15 protein-coding genes are annotated in these 20,736 nt (G+C 40.0%); 10 read left to right on the top strand and 5 right to left on the bottom strand.

All coding sequences use genetic code 11. From position 1 onward, the window contains the following. The first annotated feature begins 10 nt into the window (after nucleotides 1-10). Nucleotides 11-1,198, top strand: a complete 1,188-nt coding sequence (locus tag JKG61_RS18675; protein WP_202104479.1) for a DUF5000 domain-containing lipoprotein — start codon at nucleotides 11-13, stop codon at nucleotides 1,196-1,198. A 94-nt stretch (nucleotides 1,199-1,292) separates the two neighbouring features. After that, nucleotides 1,293-2,402 (top strand): DUF4998 domain-containing protein, encoded by a 1,110-nt coding sequence (locus JKG61_RS18670; protein WP_202104478.1) that lies wholly within the window; start codon nucleotides 1,293-1,295, stop codon nucleotides 2,400-2,402. A gap of 109 nt (nucleotides 2,403-2,511) precedes the next feature. On the opposite strand, the gene JKG61_RS18665 is transcribed toward JKG61_RS18670, so the two are convergent. Together JKG61_RS18665 and JKG61_RS18660 are read right to left on the bottom strand one after the other, a co-directional pair. Then, entirely contained in the window at nucleotides 2,512-2,742 is a 231-nt protein-coding gene (locus JKG61_RS18665) for a hypothetical protein (RefSeq protein ID WP_202104476.1), read from the bottom strand. Between the two features lie 47 nt (nucleotides 2,743-2,789). Beyond that, a complete protein-coding gene (locus tag JKG61_RS18660; protein WP_202104474.1) occupies nucleotides 2,790-3,089 on the bottom strand; it encodes a methyl-accepting chemotaxis protein in 300 nt (99 codons plus the stop codon). Nucleotides 3,090-3,098: 9 nt separating this feature from the next. Between JKG61_RS18660 and JKG61_RS18655 the strand changes: the two genes are divergently transcribed. Both JKG61_RS18655 and JKG61_RS18650 read left to right on the top strand, forming a co-directional pair. Next, on the top strand, nucleotides 3,099-3,239 hold the full coding sequence (locus tag JKG61_RS18655; protein WP_202104473.1) for a hypothetical protein: 141 nt from the start codon (nucleotides 3,099-3,101) through the stop codon (nucleotides 3,237-3,239). Between the two features lie 1,010 nt (nucleotides 3,240-4,249). Continuing rightward, a complete protein-coding gene (locus JKG61_RS18650; RefSeq protein ID WP_202104472.1) occupies nucleotides 4,250-4,438 on the top strand; it encodes a hypothetical protein in 189 nt (62 codons plus the stop codon). Nucleotides 4,439-4,454: 16 nt separating this feature from the next. Here the strand turns inward: JKG61_RS18650 and JKG61_RS18645 are convergent, their stop codons facing one another. The 3 genes from JKG61_RS18645 to JKG61_RS18635 all read right to left on the bottom strand — a co-directional run bounded on the left by JKG61_RS18645 (nucleotide 4,455) and on the right by JKG61_RS18635 (nucleotide 6,873). Then, on the bottom strand, nucleotides 4,455-4,790 hold the full coding sequence (locus tag JKG61_RS18645; RefSeq protein ID WP_202104471.1) for a hypothetical protein: 336 nt from the start codon (nucleotides 4,788-4,790) through the stop codon (nucleotides 4,455-4,457). A 446-nt stretch (nucleotides 4,791-5,236) separates the two neighbouring features. Then, a complete protein-coding gene (locus tag JKG61_RS18640) occupies nucleotides 5,237-5,872 on the bottom strand; it encodes a hypothetical protein (RefSeq protein WP_202104470.1) in 636 nt (211 codons plus the stop codon). Further along, nucleotides 5,869-6,873, bottom strand: coding sequence for a hypothetical protein (locus JKG61_RS18635; RefSeq protein WP_202104469.1), 1,005 nt, complete (start codon nucleotides 6,871-6,873; stop codon nucleotides 5,869-5,871). The genes JKG61_RS18640 and JKG61_RS18635 overlap by 4 nt, the downstream gene beginning before the upstream one ends. 425 nt (nucleotides 6,874-7,298) lie before the next feature. Between JKG61_RS18635 and JKG61_RS18630 the strand changes: the two genes are divergently transcribed. The 6 genes from JKG61_RS18630 to JKG61_RS18605 all read left to right on the top strand — a co-directional run bounded on the left by JKG61_RS18630 (nucleotide 7,299) and on the right by JKG61_RS18605 (nucleotide 20,726). Continuing rightward, nucleotides 7,299-10,451, top strand: coding sequence for a SusC/RagA family TonB-linked outer membrane protein (locus tag JKG61_RS18630; RefSeq protein WP_202104468.1), 3,153 nt, complete (start codon nucleotides 7,299-7,301; stop codon nucleotides 10,449-10,451). Between the two features lie 10 nt (nucleotides 10,452-10,461). Continuing rightward, on the top strand, nucleotides 10,462-12,252 hold the full coding sequence (locus tag JKG61_RS18625) for a SusD/RagB family nutrient-binding outer membrane lipoprotein (protein ID WP_202104467.1): 1,791 nt from the start codon (nucleotides 10,462-10,464) through the stop codon (nucleotides 12,250-12,252). A gap of 350 nt (nucleotides 12,253-12,602) precedes the next feature. After that, nucleotides 12,603-13,847, top strand: a complete 1,245-nt coding sequence (locus JKG61_RS18620) for an exo-beta-N-acetylmuramidase NamZ family protein (RefSeq protein WP_202104466.1) — start codon at nucleotides 12,603-12,605, stop codon at nucleotides 13,845-13,847. A gap of 85 nt (nucleotides 13,848-13,932) precedes the next feature. After that, the gene (locus JKG61_RS18615; protein ID WP_202104465.1) at nucleotides 13,933-17,448 is read left to right on the top strand and encodes a SusC/RagA family TonB-linked outer membrane protein; all 3,516 of its coding nucleotides are present in this window, start codon (nucleotides 13,933-13,935) and stop codon (nucleotides 17,446-17,448) included. A gap of 20 nt (nucleotides 17,449-17,468) precedes the next feature. After that, nucleotides 17,469-19,274, top strand: coding sequence for a RagB/SusD family nutrient uptake outer membrane protein (locus JKG61_RS18610; protein WP_202104464.1), 1,806 nt, complete (start codon nucleotides 17,469-17,471; stop codon nucleotides 19,272-19,274). Nucleotides 19,275-19,304: 30 nt separating this feature from the next. Further along, on the top strand, nucleotides 19,305-20,726 hold the full coding sequence (locus JKG61_RS18605) for a DUF4623 domain-containing protein (protein ID WP_202104463.1): 1,422 nt from the start codon (nucleotides 19,305-19,307) through the stop codon (nucleotides 20,724-20,726). The last annotated feature ends 10 nt before the right edge of the window (nucleotides 20,727-20,736 follow it).

Below are 20,736 nucleotides of genomic sequence, written 5' to 3'. Positions count from 1 at the left end.
TATATCTGTTATGAAAACATTGAAATTTTTATGCTCTCTCATGACACTATTTATCCTAATAAGTTGTGAGGAAGAAAAGCAGACGCCACGATTTCCGGGGGAGGCACCAGAACCTATCACCCAATATGAGATCGAAAACACATCGGGTGCTTCGACTATTACTTTTAAACTTAATGATACCCGTACAGCTTACGTCAAAGCTGTATATACTGTGGAGAATGGTTTAGTGAGAGAAGCAAAGTCGTCAAAATATGCTAATAAACTGATCGTGGATGGGTTTGCGCAGGCACGAGAATATACGATTGCACTATATGCTGTTGGTAAGGATGAAAAGGAGTCTGAGCCGGTGTACGTTATTGTGAATCCAGAAACGCCACCTTATCAAGCAGTGGCGCATGGTGTCGATATAAAAGAAGATTGGGGGGGCGGCAGGATCATAGGAAGCAACCCGACAGGTGCGCAATTAATGATTGGGGTATTGAAGAGAGATCCGACTACCAGACAATGGGTTGACGTAGATCTTTTTTTTACTGAAAGTCGAAAGTTGACGTTCAATTTTCGTGGACAAGCTCCTGTTGAAACAGAGTTTGGTATTTATACTCGAGATAAATGGCAAAATTACAGCGATACTGTGAGCTTTACGTTTGAGCCTTGGGAAGAAATTAAATTACCAATATCACATCAGAACCCAGCTCATTTTTCATGGATTATTGCTGGAGATGCGCTTCAAACCTCCAATACATATAGCAAGGCTACAATGTTTGATGGAAGAAGGGCGACTTATGCAGATGGTTTCTACTCTGCTAATGATAATACACCTTTTCCGAAGTTTGTTACGCTCGATCTATTAAAAAACTATCAGCTTAGTAGGTTCAAGTATTGGATGAATGGACCTACTGTTTATTATGCTACTGCAAATATGAAACATATCCGAATTTGGGGGAATACAAAGGCTAGTACAGATATGAGTACTTGGACTTTGTTAGGGGAATGGGATAATTGGCGTCCTTCAGGACGAGCGGTTGGAGAGCCCTATACCGATGAAGATATGGAGAAGGCTTTGGCGGGTAATGATTTTGACTTTCCATTGGATTTGCCAGCCGTTCGCTATATTCGTATTGAGGCAGTTACATCTTGGGAACCACGTACGCGTTTGCAAATTCCAGAGTTAGAATTTTATGGTAGACCTATAAACTAATCATTAACTGTTACGTATTATGAAAAATAAAATTATTTCTATAATTGCTAGTGTTTTTTGTGCAGGATGTTTGTTTATATCTTCTTGCACTAAGATGGATCATTTTTATAAGGATTATGCGATTGAGAGAATTCATATTGGTAAACCTGACTCGATTTGGGTGCAACCAGGAGATTATCGATTACAGATAGGTATGCTTACACCTCAAGACCCAGCTGCAAAAAAATGGGTTATTCGATATGAGGGTGATTCGTTAGTTTTACCTATTGATCGCACTGCAGAAAGACAGTTTGCTGTGATAGAAAATTTGAAAGAACGTGATTACACACTTCTAGTGCATACGAGCGATGGATTGGGTAATACTTCGCTTCCTATGGAGTTGAGCGCTCCTGTATTTGGTGACAATTACAGGGCTAGCATAAAAGAACGGGTCCTTAGTCACAGCGTAATCTTCCAGGACTCTATAGGGCTGGTGTGGAAAACGATGAGTGATGCATCTACTCTATTTGGCTCCGAGATTGAGTTTACGGACTTATCTGGTCAAAAGAAAAAAACGCTTGTTGGTATATCGGATGTAAGCGTATTTCAAGGTGCGGATCCGAGTAAACCTATTTCTGTGAAAACAGTGTTTCGTCCGCATGTTAATGCATTTGAATACTTCTATACCGATGCTGTGACTGTAGATTTGTTGGCTACAAAGCTAAATATGATTACATTGAAGAGCAGTGCTTGGACGGATGCAGAGTATATTGATTTTAATTTCATTCGTGTTTTTCAGGAAGCTGTTGTACAAAAACCCAAAGGTAGAGATATTGATTTGGCCTACACTTTGGGATCGGGCTCGAGGTCTAATTTTTTCGTCATGGACGGGGCTGAATTTGGAGCTTTTTCTCAAGACTGGCAATCATTGATAAATTCTTGGTCTGTTAGAAATTCAGGTAAATTAAAGTTAAACCGAGGAGCTGCAGCTCTCGCATTATATGATGGGTTGGACGAGTTGAATAGAAGCCAGATGGTTGCGGCTTTCGACAATTCGGTCTCAGCTGCACAAAATAGGATTTTCAATCTGCTGGTAGGTGATATTATTCTATTGAAATCTACAGATAGAGATATCTATGTGGCGATGAAAGTACTCGCTGTACCTCCTGCGGCATCGGGTGTCTATGGGAAATTGGAAATGGAGCTTAAAATTTCTAGGCCTTAGAATACCTTTGTAAAGAAGGGGCATCATTAGAAATGCCCCTTCTTTACTGTTTTATATCTGTTCTGGACTCCCCGACAGTGCAAAAGTTATCTCTTAAACAGACCGTTTCCTAATCTTTTTCCTGCTTGTAAAAATAAGTACTGATCTGTTTAGAAAAGTAAACCAAGTTAGAGGCCAAGAGAATCTTTAAGCCACTTGTCACTACCTTTCTAAGGTCGAAGCTTTTGCCTGGATCGTTGATCTGCACTAATCTTATGTAGTTGACGGTGTTGATAATGAGATCTGGAAGATGGAGAACAATTACGGTGATGTCTATGATTACTAAAGCCGATCTTAACATATTTTCATGTTCGGTCTTAAGATTTATAAGTGGCTCTGATAAAGATACTATTTTTCGGTGTTGCCTTTCGATTCTTGTGGTTTTTGAATGTCCTTTTGATCTGTGCGATTATACTTGTGAGTTGTTTGATTAATCGTTTGGCATACTTGGTGTATTATGTGTTGCGGTTGATTAATCGTTTTGTTCGTTTGCTGAATAGTCTGCGTCATTAGATTAATCATATGCGGTACTTGATTAATTGTGTGCTCTGTTTGATCCATCATTTTGCTCATTTGATGAATAAGTTGTGCCATATGATTAATCATATGCAGTAGTTGATCTATCGTTTGGCTTACTTGATTAATCATTTAGCTTATGTGATTAATCGAACGGGTCAGGTTATTAATCATAAGCATCAGATGATTGATCTGTTGGTGCGTTCGTATAAGCAGATAGGTCACCTGATGGATCAAAAACCAGCCTGTATACTTGTAGAGGATGAACTCTTGCTAAAATGAGTTGATCTGAAAGGTGTACCTAAATTATGCTTGGAAGGGAACGGTTTGTCTCTATAAGGAGCACCTTCTAGAGGTTTGGTGACTCCAAGTTAGCACATTGTATTTCCTTTTTGTAAAATAGTGATCCCTTTTTAAAAACAAGATGTTAGTAGTCCACAAAAAGGGATTGGTTTTTAAGAATAAGTAGTCGCTTTGTACTAATAAGGAATCGTTTTTTTCGAAAAAGGGTTCCATTATTTGTAAAAGGGTCTACCTAGTTTGGTAGAAGGGGGACCTTTTCAATGAAAAGCATTTCCTTTTTTTAAACAAGTAATTGCTGGTTGCCAAAAAGTAGTTCCTTATTTAGAACAACCGATAACTTTGTAGAAAAAAGGGGACGGTTGTTTAAAAATAGATGTTCCATTTTAGTAAAAAGGAGTTCCTTTTTACAGATAAGTGATTACAAGTTCACAACAAGTGACACCTTTTTCTGAAAAAGGTGTCACTTGTTGTCCAAAAGGGGATGGTTGTCTTGATGTTTTTACAGCAGTATCCCACGAAGTGTGTAAGCGAACTCGCTTTGCTCTTGGTAGAGACCCTCTACGGTCTTCAATAGATGATAATGTTAAATGCGGGGGCCAGTACCATAGCTATACTGTAGATAGTATTAAGAAGGTAACTGTGTGCGAACTGAGCCTGAGGTGCTACTGCCCTGTGTTTAAGGTAGACTCGCTCTCAACACGGAGAGGACTCGGACTCAACACGGATTCGAGGTGCTTTCTGCAAGAGTCTAGTGTGTATTAGCGGTAGATTCTTATCGAATATAGGGACTGTTGTTGAGATTATAAATAAGAACAAAAGATCCTCTTATCTATTTAATTCCCCTTCAAGTTCAGACATAAGTTTGTCTTGAAACTCTAGGGTTTTATCTTATGTCAATAATCACCCTCGCACGTTGTTGTAGAGAGTTTTCTAAGAACTCTATTTTTTGTAATAAATCTGCAACTTCATTCTAACGACTTTGTATAGCTTTGGATAAACAGTTGTATAGAAAGGTAGGTCGTAATGCAGTGGTGCATCGTGATATAATAGTGGGTTGTAAGCCTCGGGCGGATAAGGGGATGATCTTGGAACTGGTCGAGGGATATACCCAACAGATCGTGGTTTCAAAAAATGATGTAGAGGACTTTATGGCCTGGTTTGAAGCTAAGGATGATTGAGAAAAAATAAAGAACTTTATTTGTTTGCCTGGAGTGATTCGATTAGAGCCGCTTGGCTTTGGATCAATCGCTCTTTATCAAAAATGGTGTTTTCAAGAGTCTTGATTTTTTGAATGAGATCGTCGATCTGAGCGCTAACCACGGGAGCTACTGTTTCAAAATTTTTGTAGTAATTGTAATAGATATCTTCGTTTAGCAATACGGATAATAAAGCGACTCTTGATGTTGGGATTTCTTTGGCTGAATAAATATTGGGAACAGATCTTGCCGAAATATGTAAGGCTTCTGCAACGGCTTTATCTGTAATCCCCTTTAAGCGCACTCTCTCTTGTATAAATTTACCTAACGTCATTCTTCGGCTTTAATGTAAAACAAAATTCACAAACTTTTCTTATAAAAAACGCGAATCGTGTGCGTTATGTTAACGTGTTTAATGCGTTTAATTTGCGTATTTAGATTATATTATTTATATTAGTGTGTCCGTAGGAATAGAGCCATGGTACTCTCTGTAGAAAACGATGACCAATTAGAATTAAGATGTTAATCACTTAGGATACTATCACTAACTGTAAAATAACCTGTGTTGTTTAGTATGGCCAGGCACGGTCTCCTGTATGACGGAGGCCGTTGTCGGCCTAACTGCGCATAGGGGATAATGGGGGCTTTTTTGGGCTCCTTATAAATAATAAAATATGGAACTGCTGGACTATCAGCTCGGACTCATCGCTGTATTGGTTGTCATTTTGGCGGCCTGTTGGATTTTTATACTCAAGAAATCCAGGAAATGATGGCTGCTAATCAATCCGCTTCAAAGGACAGTAGATCGCCTTGTTCATCAAAAGATAGGGAGTAGCTGCCTCTAGGTGTTCGTAGTGATCTCGGTGACCAGTTGATCCTGTCGTTGTAGAAGGATAAGTAAACGGTGGCTTCGGAATCTTCGCTTTTGATCTCTTTCATCTTTTGTTTGATGGTGGTGTAGACTTTATTGGCCGTGGCAAAGGAGATCCGGTCTAAGGAGAATAGCTGCTGATCCAATCGATCGGCTTTGGTAATGCGGACGGGCGTAGGGTCTTGCCACTTGCCATGTCGGTATATATATCGGTCGATATTTTGAGGGGTATCGGGGTCCTGTAGCTGGAGTACAATACGTCCATCGCTGAAGAAATGTACGGACTGTCGTATCATGATGGACTTTCCTTTGAATTTTGGTAGATCACGCAGAGCTTGTTCGGCTGCTCGCAGTGCCGGTATGCTGGATACGGTCTTGATGACTTGCAGAGGGGCGCGGTTATTCTCAATTTGTTCGGCATGCGCTTGCTCATGCTGTACCTCTTCTTCTGTCTTGAAGGTGTCACGTATGGATTGCGTGAATGGTGTGCAGGAGGATAATGCTATCGATATAGTGACTAAAAGTAAGAGTGTTATTTTATTCATCGTTGTTCTGCTTGTTGATATAAATCTTCTTCAAAGGCTATTGTTTGTGGCGCATCGGGAAGATAGAGAATCGGTTTGCTTTGGATAAGTTGTATTGCCGTCAGATCCAGAAGGGAAACGATTTTTTTGATGCTTACTTGGTGGCTCATACTGTTGTGATCGACAAAGTTCATGTTAAACTTAATCTGCGGCTGCTCGTTGATATAGGTGCCGGTCTGTTTTACGTCTGTGATGTTGGCGGTAGCTCGTCTACCCCACAACAGGAGTTGAATCACTTTTTTATCTCCACTTCCTTTACTGAGGTGGGGTGAGAGCAGTTTGGCGAAGAAGAGATAAAAAGCAGCTAAAAAGGCATAGAGAATGACCGGAGATAGAATAAGGGGATGCGTCCACGACAGAAACCTCCAGCCGTATCCTTGATTCTGACTATTGTACGCATAATAGAAATATCCGGCTACAGCGAAGATAGAAAGAATCCAGACGCTGGTATAAAGAAGCATTGTTTTTGAATCAATAGAAGTTTGAACACCATCGGGGATGATGTAAGGCCGGTATTTGAGATATGGGTCTACACGTAATGCTACTTGCTGTCCATGGTTATAGCGCTGTTGATGCGGTTTGCTATCTGTCAGTATAAGTGGATAATGGATCTGAGTATGGCTGAGATTGTAGAATGATACTACGGTTTCCTTTTGTATAAAACCATTAGATAGCTGTGTTTCAGATTTGACCCGATCGATATTCGCTTGGATCAGAGTGCCTTCTTGACCTAAACGTTCGGTATCTTTTTGAAATCCGTAAGTACTCTTGTAAAGCAGTCGGGTGAAAAGAATAAAGGTGGTAGTCCAGAGTGTTATTGCCAACGAAAGGTAAATAAGCGATAAATAGGGATTCTGCGTTGCGGGATTGGGGGCTAAGTCGCTGCTGTAGTAGATAATAGCGGGGTGTATGAAGATGAAATATAAAATGAACAGCGCCCAGAATAAACTAAAAAATCTCATTGTAACTCCTTCTTTTATTGATTGATAAAACAAAAAGCTTACCATTTGTGTTGTTTTAACAAAAGGTTAATATTGGAGAGGTTTTTTAAAGGAAGGAGAGACTATATCAAAAAACATGTTGTGTGTCGACGTCGAAGTTTGCGGTTTTCAAGGGTTTATAATAGTTGTATAGGCAAGTGTTGATTATCAGTGTGTTGGCTATCGTTAGTTTGATTTTGTCTTTTCTTCTGATATACAGCATTTTTGTAGTATGTTATTCTTTGTTTTGGTGAAGTGTATGAATTTTTATTTGTGAATTATTAAAAAATAATAGCGCAAAAAAACGCATAAGCGCTTTTTTTTTCGTAGACTTGCCTAACTAAATTACTGGTGTACATATCTATTATTAGAACTAAACACAATTTTTAAAACAAACTATCAAACACATGAAAAGGAGATTTTTACTTACTTTTTTCGGGATGTGTCTTTATGCATCCTGTTTGATGGCCCAGCAAAAAGCAGTTTCGGGTAAGGTAACCTCTTCAGACGGAGATGGCCTGAGCAACGTCACTGTTGTTGTAAAAGGTACGACACGTTCGGTACAGACGAACGCTGACGGGTCTTTTACCATTCAAGCTGCGCCAGGCGAAACATTGATCTTTAGAGCCGTCGGTTCTGGTGAAACGTCACAGTTGGTCGGTTCGGGCAATGTTTACAACATCAAACTGAGTGGCTCGGAAGAAGCTATCGATGAGGTGGTGGTCACTGCATTGGGTATCAAAAAGGAAAAGAAGGCCTTGGGCTATGCGGTGCAGGATATCAAGGCCGATGAGCTTATGAAGAATAAGACGTCTAACGTTGTTAACTCATTGGCAGGTAAAATTGCTGGGGTCAATGTAACGCAAAGTTCTGGAGCTGCTGGTGCTGGAGCACAGATTATCTTACGTGGAGGTACATCTTTAGAACGAGATAATCAACCTTTATTTGTAGTAGATGGGGTTATCTATGACAACTCTACAGTTCTTGGGGGTAATAGTGGCTTTGATGGAGCCCAAACAACATCTTCTTCCAATAGTAACCGGATCATGGATGTCAATCCCGAGGATATTGAGAACGTGTCTGTACTGAAAGGGCCGGCGGCTGCGGCGCTATACGGATCCCGTGCCGCTGCAGGAGCAATTATTATTACGACTAAAAGAGGTAAAGAAGGTAGGGCAGAAATTGGCTTTTCGTCAAGAGCTTCTACGAATTGGGTAAATAGGCTTCCAGAGCAACAAAATAAATATAAAAGAGGAGCGTACAATGCTAAAGGGATATTAGATACCTATACTACACAATCTTGGGGTGAGGAATTCGGTCCTGATGATATCATGTATGACAATATTAAAGACTTTTTCCAGACCTCTTCTATTTACGACAATAATGTAAGTTTAGCGGGAGGTAGTCAGAATACGACCTACTATATATCTGCTTCCCGGTTTGATCAAAAAGGTATCGTCCCATCCACTGGTTTTGATAAGACAACCTTTAGGTTTAATGGAGATCAGAAATATGGACGTTTAAAATTAGGAGCGAATATAGCCTATTCCTTAGCAAATACGGATAAGACATTAACTTCTGCGGGACTTTATAATTCCGGTGGTACTGGTGCTATGAATTCTGTGTATAGATGGTCAAGAAACGACGATATGCGTAAGTACCTGAATGATGATGGTACGAAGTATCGTATGTTTGAAGGAAAGCAAAAGCTTCAAGATGATATCGAAAATCCATACTGGACTGTGAATAGGAACGTATTGGGTGATAAGACGGAGCGCTTTACAGCTAATATTAATGCTAATCTAGATTTATTTGATTGGTGGAATGTTTCTTATCAGGTAGGTACCGATAGCTATCTAACAAGAAACTCGACATTGATCGCTGAAAATGGTGCTGTTAAAGAACAGTTTCAAAAAGGCATGATGTCGGAGAGTGACTATAAATTTAACTATTGGTCTTCTAACTTGATGTCAAACTTCAATAAGACTGTAGGCGATTTCGACTTAGGAGCTATGGTTGGTTTCTACTCTGAACAGACCACTGTTGATAATAATAGGAGAATGGGGTATAATTTTGTGGTAGAGAAGTTCTATAGTTTTGAAAATATTATTGACGCTAATAAGCGGTTTTCTTCCATAGAAAATAAAAGGAGACTTTTTGGCTTGTACGGGGAGTTGAAAGCTGCCTACAAGAATATGCTTTTCTTAAATGTCACAGGAAGAAATGACTGGACATCGACATTGCCTGTGGAGAATCGCTCTTATTTTTACCCTTCTGTGGGTGGTAGTTTTGTGTTTTCAGAACTTACAAAAGATGTGGATTGGTTGAGTTTTGGTAAGCTTCGAGCATCTTGGGCAAAAGTTGGTAAAGACGCGACTCCTTATTTGACAGACACCTACTTATGGCCTTCTAGAGAGTTTTTGGGTGGACTTGTAGGAACAGGTAACTTTTGGAACAGGGGAAATCCAATTCTTAAGCCCGAAAGTACAACATCTTTCGAGATTGGTGCTGAATTACGATTCTTCAATAACCGCTTAGGGGTTGATTATACATATTATACCAATAATTCTTATGACCAGATTATCTCTCCAAGAATGGGGCAGTCAACAGGTTATATTTTGGTCTCGGTAAATGCAGGTGATATCTATAATAAAGGAATGGAGCTAGCTTTAACAGGTAAACCGATAGTAAAAGATGGGTTTACATGGGAGTCCAGTTTGAATATGGCGAGAAATAAAGGTACTTTGGAAAACTTGTTTAAAGGAGCTGAGGTTTTGTATGTTACGGATGTACAAGTGGGTAATGCTAAGGCTGCTTCTTTTAATGGAGGTGATTTTATGGCGATATCCGGATCAAAGTGGACTCGCACACCGGATGGTAAAGTTGTTTTGGATGCAAAGACCGGTATGCCGGTAAGTGATAACTTGACAACTTATGCTATTGGTAACAGAGAACCGAAATTAACAGGTGGCTTTAACAATAGTTTCCAATATAAAAATCTAAATCTATCCTTCTTGTTTGACTTTAGAATAGGTGGCGATATCTATAATGGTACGGACTACGCGATGACAATCAATGGGATGAGTAAGCGTTCGATGGAAAGAGAATCTATTACATTGAACGGAGCTGTGAATACGGGTACGGCATCGAACCCTGTTTATGAAGATAAAACTTTTACTTTCGCGGCTGATCAAAATTATGATATCGGTGGTGTTGAAACTAGTGGTAGGAAGATTATTCAGGATTATTATACTACTTATTACGCTAGGGAAAGTGCTAATTTCATGACGAATACAAATTGGTTGAGATTACGCTCTATCTCTTTGTCGTATGATTTTAGAAATGAGTTAGTGAAAAATGCTGGCCTGTCAAAAGTGGTGAAAGGTCTTACGGCGACAGTTACAGGTACTAACCTTTGGTTGTTAACAAATTATAAAGGTATGGATCCAGAGGCATCCGCAGCAGGATCGGGTATAGTTGGCTCTAGCTCAGTGGGGATAGATTTCAATGGGGTACCTAGCACTGCTGGGGTCGCGTTTGGGTTAAACTTTAAATTCTAATCTGATTGTGATGAATAAAATAAATAAACTTTTAATACTTTTTGTCGCATCGATAGCTCTTGGCGGATGTAGCAAAAGTTGGCTGGACGTTAATAAGGATCCTAGTAATCCTTCTAGTAAGGATGCAACGGTAAGTAGTCGTTTGCCTTGGATGCAGCATCATCTGATGTATGCTCAAGGAACTGCCGGTGCTAGGGCAGCACTGGTGACTCAGGGGCTTACGTTTATAAATAATACAACTGCACAGCAAAGCTTGGCCGCAGGGTGGAATCCTATAGCAGGAATGTCTACAACTCCCTATCAATTTTTCTTTGTTACTGTTGGGCCTAATATCGCCGAATTAGAAACCAAGGCTGAAGCTGAACAAGCCTACCACTACCTTGGCGCTGCGAAAGTGCTCAGGGCGATGGGTTTTATGTTAATGGCTGATTGGTACGGTGAAATGCCTTATACTGAAGCTTTGAGCTTAAATATTACACCAAAGTTTGACGATGGGAAAACAATCTTTGAAGGATGTTTAGCCGATATAGATAAGGCTATTGAATATTTCAATATGCAGCAACCTTCTACGGCGACCCCTTTGAAAGCAGGGGATAGCTGGAACAATGGAGATGTGAATAAATGGTTAAAACTCTGTTATGGGTTGAAGGCGCGTTGGATGAATAATCTATCCAAAAAGTCATCGTTGTATAAGCCTGATGAGATACTCGCTTTATTGGATAAAGCTCCTGTTTCAAATGCCGAAAGTACGATTGTCAATCATGAAGATGTTAAAGAGGGAACGGGAGATCCTTTGTTTAATGATCCCATAAAGACATCCATTTTGTTTGATAACATAGGTATGAATACCAACTTTAGAGTGACCAAATGGTATGAGGATATCTTAACAGACTTTGCTGGGACAGGTGTGGAAGATCCACGGGCAGATAAACTAATCCCTTGGGCGGAGTTTGGTTTTCCAAAGAAATTCGTTCGTTCGAAAGGTGTTGATATGCAGTCTGATATCCGTATGAACGCGGGGCCAATAAATGGTTCTTATAATGATACCGGTAAGGATGTAGAGCTTGATATCCCAAAAAGTACGAATAAGCGTATAATTAAGCCAGGTACATGGTATGTGAACTCTACCAACCAAGCGCGTTGGGGGGATACGGTGTATGTGTCAATGAAGAGCAGTTCAATTGGCTATAATAGTGATAATTCGGATATCTATAAGTGGAAAGATGGAACTGTCGGTGGTAGCGGTACATTCTACTCGAGGCCTGATGCCCAGACGTTTGTGATGACTTATGCAGAGATGTGCTTTATTAAGGCTGAGGTTTATATGCGTAAAGGTGATAAAAAGCTAGCGTTTGATGCCTATAAAGCCGGAGTAATAGCTAATATCGATATGATGAATACCAAGTTGAAAACTTATGGAAATATTAATCCAAGTAAGTCACCAATGGATCAGGCTAAGATTGATAATTTCGTGAATAATGGATTAGGATCAGAAACTGATATTAGTATGAAAAAGATCATGACGCAAAAGTATATTGCTATGTCATACTCGCAGCAAAACTGGAACGATATGCGCAGGCATGATTATAGTATTAATTCTTATCAAGGTTGGGATGTACCTCATGAATATAAGGTGACTGCTGCTGCGCAGGTGAAAATTCCAATGGGTAAACAATTTAGAAGAATTATGCAGGTTTCTCATGAGATCAATTATAATTCAAATAATGTGAAAGCTTCGCACCCGAATGCGTTGAATGATGATATTTGGTCATTCCCTGTTTGGTGGGATATCGTTGAGTAATATCATATTATTTATAGTAATATCTAGCCCCTTGCAGTTTTTTGCAAGGGGCTTTTTAGTAGTGGCTTCCCTTTTTTTAAAATGTATCATGATTGTTACGTAAATGTGTATTATGTACACTTTTGGATATTGATTTTAATGGTCTTAAAGCGCTTTAACATTATTTAACGCTTGAATTTATCTTTTAATATCTTATCGTCTCTTTTGTTTTTATTTCGTTTTTATGCGCTTTTCATTTTGCAAAACGCGTTATTGTGTCTTTGTTGTTGCTAGAATTGCTTTATTGTGCGTTTTTTGTATTAATTTTAGCGGAGATAATCTGAATTATTGACAAATAACGCATGTTGTAGATGAAGAAATCTTTTAAGGAAGTTTTACCCATAGTGTTGTCCGCGCTTGTCGGCTTTTTGCTTTTTTCGTGTAATGCACAGAATAAATCTAAGGGAGATGGTTCTACCGTAGTAAAGGATTCTGCGGTAAGTAACGTAATTGTTCCTGCAGCAGATCAGTTGGAAGCATACCTTCCTTTATTGAAAGGAAAGAAAGTTGGGCTTATGGGCAATCAGACATCGGTAGTAGGAGCTACTAACGAACACTTGGTAGACGTATTGCTTCGCGAGAAGGTGGATCTGAAATTCGGTTTTGCTCCGGAACATGGCTTCCGTGGGGATATCGAACGTGGAGAGAAAGTAAGTAATGATAAGGATTCAAAAACAGGTCTGCCTTTATATACTTTGTACGGTGGTAATGAGAAACAGGATTCTATCGTGCAGTCGATTGATGTGATGATTTTTGATCTACAGGATGTGGGGGCGCGGTTCTATACCTATATCACTTCGTTACATCGTGTGATGGAACTGTGCGCTAAACATAATAAGGAACTTATTGTCTTGGATCGCCCAAACCCATGTGGTGATCAGGTGGATGGTCCTGTCCGTAAGGATGATAAATTTAAATCCAATGTGTCCTATCATAAAATTGCTATGGTGCATGGTCTGACGGTAGGCGAACTAGCAAAAATGATCAATGGTGAAAAATGGTTGGAAGAAGGTCGTCAATGTAAGGTAACTGTTGTCCCTGTGCAAAACTGGGATCACGCAACGATGTATGAGCTGCCTGTAATTCCATCACCATCATTGCCCAATCACCTTTCTGTGAGATTGTATGCTTCGCTTTGTCTATTTGAAGGAACCGAAATCTCGGTGGGGCGGGGTACGGAGTGGCCTTTCCAGGTCGTTGGTTATGATAGTCCGGTATATGGAGACTTCCAATATACGCCAGGTGAAAAAGCAGGCATGGTTAAACATGTGGAAGGAAAGGGACAGACCATGTACGGTGTCGATTTGCGTGGATTGAATGCGGATGACCAAACATTTACCCTTAGATATGTGTTAGACTTTTATAAGAAGATGCCTGATAAGTCAAAATTCTTCTCTAGGGCTGAGTTTTTTGATAAACTAGCTGGTACAGACGAATTAAGAAAGCAAATTATTGCTGGTAAAACCGAAGATGAAATTAAAGCTTCCTGGCAACAGGAGCTTACTGAATATAAGAAGATGCGGAAGAAGTATCTGCTTTACAAAGATTTTGAATAAGGTTATGGGATCGGGTCTACTTTTAAAGGAAGTAGGCCTTCCTGGATTATGATTACGTAAACAAGTTTATTTTAATATGCTAAATATGAGAAATACTTTACTATTCTCTCTTGCATTGGGGCTGGCGGTGACCTCTGTAGAAGCGAAAGCATCTAAAGTGTCCAATCCGACCAACCTTGCTGCAGCAACCGCTTATTCGTCGAATAGGTTGGTTCAGAATACAGTAACAGGTACTGTGTCTGATGCAAATGGACCTCTAGCTGGAGTCTCTGTATCTGTTGTAGGTGCAGCAGGATCTACGCGGACAGATGCTGATGGTAAGTTTAAGATTACTGCGGCGTTGGGTGCAACATTGCGCTTTTCTAGTGTCGGTTATGTTTCGCAGGATGTTAAAGTTTCCGGTACTACAGTTAATGTTGTTCTGAAAGAAGACGATAATACACTTGATGAGGTTGTTGTTGTCGGTTACGGGCAGCAAAAGAAAGCTCATTTGACAGGCGCGGTTTCATCGATTGGTGGAGACGAGATTTTTGCTAGTCGACCTATTCCGGATGTTGCCCGTGGATTGCAGGGGGCAATTCCAGGTCTTTCGGTTGTAGTGAATGGGGGAGAAGTAGGTTCAGATCCTATTATGAAAATCCGAGGACAAGTAGGGTCGGTCAACGGTAATAGCAACCCGTTGATTTTGGTGGACAATGTGGAAATTCCGAGTATACAGTTTGTGAATCCTGATGATGTGGAGTCTGTTACTGTATTGAAAGATGCGGCATCGACATCCATTTACGGATCCAAAGCTGCTTTTGGCGTCATATTGATTACAACAAAGAAAGGGTCGAAAACGGAGAAAACAGAAGTAACTTATTCTAATAATTTTATACTGCAAAGTCCAGTTGTCAAGCCTGATATGGCTGGCATAGAAGCTTTGGAATATACCGTAGATGCTCATGAGAATATGAAGGCTGCTGGGCCGGCCGGAGGATTTTGGCGTGTTAATAGAAATAGCTTAGAACGGATTCGTAAATGGCAAGAACTTTATAGTGGAAAAGTAGGAGCTACTGACGAGGTACTTTACAATAGAGACTGGTATGTTGAAGGTGGTCAGAAATTTGGAGTAAGGCTTTATGATCCTGTTGATTTGATGATAAAGGATCGTACTTTTTCACATAAACATAATTTGAGTCTAAATGGACGGACTGGTAATACAACGTATCATTTGGGATTAGGGTATCTCGGTCAGGAGGGGATGATGAAGCCAGCGAAGCATGATGACTACCGGAGATTGACCCCGACATTGAACATTTCAAGTCAGGTGAACGATTACTTGACAGTAAGAGGAGGGGTAATGTATGCGGAAGGTACGAAGCGCTATCCGAACTCCTTGTACGTAGCTGGTAAAGATCCTTTTGAAGCTGATCCTTGGTTGTACATGTATCGTTGGAGTCGTTTGTTTCCAGTCGGTGTACAACAGGCTGGTCATGATATTTTTGATCCCGTATATTCTGCTAGAACGGCACCTACCGCTACAGATAACAAAAAGTACACGAGTCTTAACCTAGGTACAACTATAGATGTGACAAAGAACTGGAATATTGTGGCAGATTATACATACGCCGTACAAAACTCTTCATTGTTCCGGGCTACTCCTTATGTTCGAACACGATCTATGTGGGATACAGCTACAGATCCATTGGTCGATGAAAATGGTAACTTCTTGATGGTCGATGAAGAAGGCAGAGTGGTTGATTCGGGAGGAGAACCAGGAAGACAGTTCGTCATGAGGGATCATGTTGCGAAAGAGGATACGTATGTTTCTGAAATAGGAAATAGTAACAAAAGACATACCTTGAATGCTTTTACAACTTACAATCTTAATATTGATCAATCCCATGCGTTTAAATTTATGTTGGGGACAAATATTGTTTCTTACGAAAATAAGTATGCATTAAGGCAGAAGGGAGAGTTTATTCTGAATGACGGAAGTAATCCTCAGTTTAATTACGCGACCGGAACAGAGGTTGTTAAGGGAGATTTTGAGTGGGATTCCCAAGTTGGATTCTTTGGACGAGTTAACTACGCCTTCAAGGATAAGTATTTATTCGAAGTAAATCTGCGTAGGGATGGGTCTTCTAAGTTTCCAAAGCATTTAAAATGGAGATCATTCCCATCGCTTTCCGCAGGCTGGGTACTAACCAATGAAAACTTTATGCAGGCAGTAAATCCCGTATTGAGTTTTGCGAAGATTAGAGGGTCTTGGGGGGTCATCGGAGATCAATCTGTTGCCAATAATCTGTACATTCCAGAGATGGATATTAAACAGAACGAATGGTTGACTGGAGGAAGCTCAACAGTAAAGGCTTACCAATTAGGAACGCCTCCGCCTGTTTCTGCAAATATCAGATGGCAAGATATTGAACAGTTCAATATTGGAGCTGATCTGAGATTCTTTGGTAACAAGTTGGGAGTTACGGCAGATTGGTATGAAAGGAATACGAATGATATGCTGGTTGGTGGACAGGTTTTGCCTACAACTTATGGAAGAGATTTAGTTAACTATGCTAACACGGCTCCTGTGGGTAATTATGGTACGTTAAGAACTAGAGGATGGGAGTTGTCGATAGATTATACGCATCGTTTCGAAAGTGGGCTGCGAATCAATGCGATGGCTAATATGGCTGATGCCACTAGCGTGACTGTTAAAGGAGCGGATTGGAATACTCCTTGGGAAGATAGGCTTTTGAGTGGAGCGTTTTCGACAGGAAGACGATATGGAGATGTTTACGGCTTTATAACAGACCGTCTGTATCAGGCAGAGGATTTTATGTATGATTCTAACGGAGACTTTTTAACAACTCAGATTATTCGGGACGGTACATCAAAAACCATGTATATGTTGGCTGGAGAAAATCCTGTATATCAACCTTATTTTCAGGATGGCGGTCCGGTTATGATGATCAGCCCTGGAGATGTCAAGTTCGTAGATGTCAACGGTGATGGTTATATCGATAATGGCAAGGGAACGAATGGGGATCCTGGAGATAGGGTAGTGATTGGTAATACGACACCTCGTTATCAGTACGGACTGCGTTTGGGAGCAGATTTCAAAGGGTTTGATTTTTCAATTTTTGTACAGGGAGTGGGTAAGCGTGATATCTGGGGCGCAGGGCAATTAGCTATCCCTGGCTTCTCTGCAAAGGAGGGCTCTATGCCGGTAGCTATAGCTTCTGATTATTGGAGAGCGGACCGTACGGATGCATTTTATCCTAGAGCATGGGATCTTGGCGGTTCAAATGAAGGCTATGTGATGAGGGCACAATCTCGTTATATGCTTGACATGTCGTATATAAGAATAAAAAATATAACATTGGGATATGCTCTGCCGACAAATCTTATGAAAAAAATCCATTTATCAAATGCACGTATCTATCTCTCTATGGAGAATATGTTGACCTTTGATAAATTGAGAGGATTGCCTATCGATCCTGAATCGATTTCAGGGGTTTCTATGTTGAGGGAAAATAGTACACAGTACAACTTAGGTCGTACGGGAACATCTAATCCAACATTTAGGTCAGCATCCATGGGGGTACAAATCAGTTTTTAATTTTTTAAATGGAATTTGAGATGAAAACATTATATAAAATGTGCTTAGTTTTTGTTGTTGTTGGTTTGCAGAGTTGTGAGAAGCTGCTAGATCGGCCGCCAATGACAAAAGAATCTGATGAAACAGCTTGGAGTAGTGAAAATAATGTCAGGTTATATGCTAATAAATATTATACGGATTTTTTTGTTGGCTATGGAAGTGGCTTTTCGACAACTGGAGCCCCGTTAGCGGATTTTACTACTAGTGACGATGTTCTGTCTTTAGGTACACAGAATAACGTTACTAGAGCAGTTCCAAATGACGGGATATGGAACTACACTATTATACGTTCTGTGAATGTTATGATAGATAGGGTTCAAAACCGTATGGGTGGGGTGTTGGATGCAGAAAAGCAAGCCCATTGGTTGGGGGTAGGACGTTTTTTTAGAGCGTATCGCTATGCCCAGTTAGTATTTCAATATGGTGATGTGCCCTACTATGATAGAGAAGTTTTGGATACCGAGCAAGATGAATTGTATAAGCCAAGGGACCCTAGAAATACGGTCATGGATAAAGTGTACGATGATCTGTCTTATGCAATGGATAATGTTAGGCTGAATGATGGCGACCAATATTTAAATAGATACATTGTCGCTGGTTTTGTATCTCGTATAGCACTGCACGAAGGTACTTGGCAAAAGTACTATTACAATAATCCAGAACAAGCTAAAAAGTTCTTTGACTTAGCTATAAAGGCTGGGGATTTGGTTATGGGAAGTGGAAAGTATAGCTTTACATTAGATTATAAATCTCAGTTTACTTCGGAGAACTTAAAAGGCGTCAGGGATGTGTTGTTGTGCCGGATATATGATGCCTCACAAGGCATTACTCATAGTATCGGTACCTTGAGTAATTTGACAACATCGACTAACCTCGGACCTACGTCTGATTTGTTGAAATCTTATATTTGTGTAGATGGAAGACCTTGGAATAATTCTGTCGAAGTAAATGCGAATAAATTCGATATGACGAATATGTTCAAAACTCGGGACTCGCGTTTGGAAGCGACTTTCTATAGCAAGCCTTCGGAATTAAATAAAGCGTCACACTGGTTGGTATCAAAGTTTTTTTCTAGAGAAGCGGAAAAAGCTACCAAGGAAGAGGGCAAGGATATGCCGACGGAATATACCGCGACGAATAATACAACTGATTATCCGGTATTGCGTTACGCTGAAGTATTGTTGAATTGGATAGAGGCTAAGGCTGAGGTGGCTACCGTTGGAGGTAGTGCAGTAATCCAAGCGGATCTTGATAATTCAGTGAATAAAATTAGAGATAGGCCTTTGGCTCCCGCTGCTGTTGCAAAAGGAGTGAAGAAAACGGCTCCTTTGTTATTGGGAGATTTGCCAAATGATCCTAAGCGTGACCCGTCTGTATCAGCATTACTGTGGGAAATAAGAAGGGAACGTAGAATGGAATTTGTGTTTGAATATTCGAGATTAGCAGATCTTAGAAGATGGTCTAAAATGAACTATATGGAAACAGCTGATAATCCAGCTTTATTAGCTGGGGGGTGGGTGAATTATCCTGTTGATTTTCAGTCGTATTTGGTTGCTGGGAATGCTGGACAGTTATCTGTTGTTGATTTGAATGGTAATCAGATTATTTACAATGGTTCAAATAACTCGTCTATGTTAGGTTTTTATCGGAGTACAACCAATAGGGAAAGGTTGCCTATTATAGGACAGGTAAACTTAAATCCGTATTTGCAACCTGTTGGACGTAACCAAATAAATTTCTACAGTATTTCAGGGTATGAGTTGAAACAAACAGAGGGGTGGTACTAAAAATAGATAATTAAATTAAGACAAATTAAGATGAAAAGATCTAGTTATATATATAAGGTTTATTTACTGCTATTAAGTATGATGACCTTCGTATCTCTGTCTTGTAAAGACGATTTGCCATCGGGTATAGACTCAAGTGATAAACTTACTGTGTTAAAGTCAATACAGATTGTTAATGCCGGAATAAATGGAAACATTACTTTGGATGGTGTGGTTGACGAGAAAAGCAAAAGTGTGTCGTTCCCCCGAATAGATCCTGAAACTGATTTTGATAATTTGCGTTTTGAAGCAGTAATGTCTGATGGGGCTAAGTTGGATAAAGATTCCTATCAGGTTCAATTTGAAGAAGGAAAGACGGAACGTGCTATCACAATAAAAGTAACTAATCAACCTCGATTTCGAGAATATTATGTGAATCTGAGATTAAAGCTGCCTGTATTTGGAGCAGATTTTTCTAAAGCAGTGGTTCATAGTTTTGCAGGGTACCCTGCTTTTGCCGGACAAATGACCAGAGGAAGCGGGTTTGATGGCGAATATGTTCTGGTTGTTCAAAGAACGGCGTCTCCACCTAGTACTCCCCATTTATTAAGAATGAGTGACTTAAAAAATAACATTACTAATAATAAAATATACTTGAATATGACAGGTGTGACCGGTGGCTTATATGATGTTAATTGTGGTGCCCAAGTTAATGGTCATACCTATATCGGTACGCTTTCAACATCGCAGACTAGTCCTATAAAAGTGTACCATTGGGCTGATCCGACACAAGCTCCGGAAGCAATTATCAATGTAACAGGTCAAAACATTCCTGGTGCTGGGGTAAGACACGGAGATAATATGTCAGTCAGTTTAGATGAGAACGGTAATGGCTTTATTCATTTTATCAGTAATGATAACCCGTCAAAAATTCTTGGCTTTAAGGTGAGTAATTATAAAAATGTGACAGAGTCTTTTGTCCTTAACAGTAATGTGAACTATGGGCAATGGTCTTCCTTTTTACGGGTTGAAAATACAGATAGTTATTTACTGACAGGTTATAAAAATCCTATTGCTGTTGTAAATGGTCAGGGAACTGTGTCTTATACGATGGGAAATCTTTCGATTCCGTTTGAAGGAACTGATGCAAGGGTCTTTACTTTTAATCAAAAACGTTATATGATTATGGCAACGGTACCAAGAACAGGAGCGGAGACAGGCAGGTTGTATGCCTATGATATAACAAAAGGTGATAATATGGTGGAGGCACTGACATACTTCGAGGCAGGTAGTAAAGCGTTTGCTTATGAATATGTGTTTGCAGGAGTGACTAATACGGCCCCTTCTACACAGACAGGCTGGTATATAGAAAAGGATCAAGCAGGTAATGACAAGAAATTGTATCTTTTCTGTGCCTCAACAGATATTGGGTTTTCTTTTATAGAGGTGCCTTTGGCTATCGCAGAGGATTAAGTCCCTAGTT

The sequence above is a fragment of the Sphingobacterium faecale genome, assembly GCF_016746095.1.
Classification (GTDB): domain Bacteria; phylum Bacteroidota; class Bacteroidia; order Sphingobacteriales; family Sphingobacteriaceae; genus Sphingobacterium; species Sphingobacterium faecale.
The sequence above is the reverse complement of the archived record's forward strand: the minus strand, read 5'-3'. Positions and strand labels throughout refer to the sequence as shown.

Bases quoted from the DNA above. Each gene is read 5' to 3' on its own strand.
- JKG61_RS18675 (WP_202104479.1), top strand. From the start codon at position 11: ATGAAAACATTGAAATTTTTATGCTCTCTCATGACACTATTTATCCTA.
- JKG61_RS18670 (WP_202104478.1), top strand. From the start codon at position 1,293: ATGGATCATTTTTATAAGGATTATGCGATTGAGAGAATTCATATTGGT.
- JKG61_RS18665 (WP_202104476.1), bottom strand. From the start codon at position 2,742: ATGTTAAGATCGGCTTTAGTAATCATAGACATCACCGTAATTGTTCTC.
- JKG61_RS18660 (WP_202104474.1), bottom strand. From the start codon at position 3,089: ATGATTAATCAAGTAAGCCAAACGATAGATCAACTACTGCATATGATT.
- JKG61_RS18645 (WP_202104471.1), bottom strand. From the start codon at position 4,790: ATGACGTTAGGTAAATTTATACAAGAGAGAGTGCGCTTAAAGGGGATT.
- JKG61_RS18640 (WP_202104470.1), bottom strand. From the start codon at position 5,872: ATGAATAAAATAACACTCTTACTTTTAGTCACTATATCGATAGCATTA.
- JKG61_RS18635 (WP_202104469.1), bottom strand. From the start codon at position 6,873: ATGAGATTTTTTAGTTTATTCTGGGCGCTGTTCATTTTATATTTCATC.
- JKG61_RS18630 (WP_202104468.1), top strand. From the start codon at position 7,299: ATGAAAAGGAGATTTTTACTTACTTTTTTCGGGATGTGTCTTTATGCA.
- JKG61_RS18625 (WP_202104467.1), top strand. From the start codon at position 10,462: ATGAATAAAATAAATAAACTTTTAATACTTTTTGTCGCATCGATAGCT.
- JKG61_RS18620 (WP_202104466.1), top strand. From the start codon at position 12,603: ATGAAGAAATCTTTTAAGGAAGTTTTACCCATAGTGTTGTCCGCGCTT.
- JKG61_RS18615 (WP_202104465.1), top strand. From the start codon at position 13,933: ATGAGAAATACTTTACTATTCTCTCTTGCATTGGGGCTGGCGGTGACC.
- JKG61_RS18610 (WP_202104464.1), top strand. From the start codon at position 17,469: ATGAAAACATTATATAAAATGTGCTTAGTTTTTGTTGTTGTTGGTTTG.
- JKG61_RS18605 (WP_202104463.1), top strand. From the start codon at position 19,305: ATGAAAAGATCTAGTTATATATATAAGGTTTATTTACTGCTATTAAGT.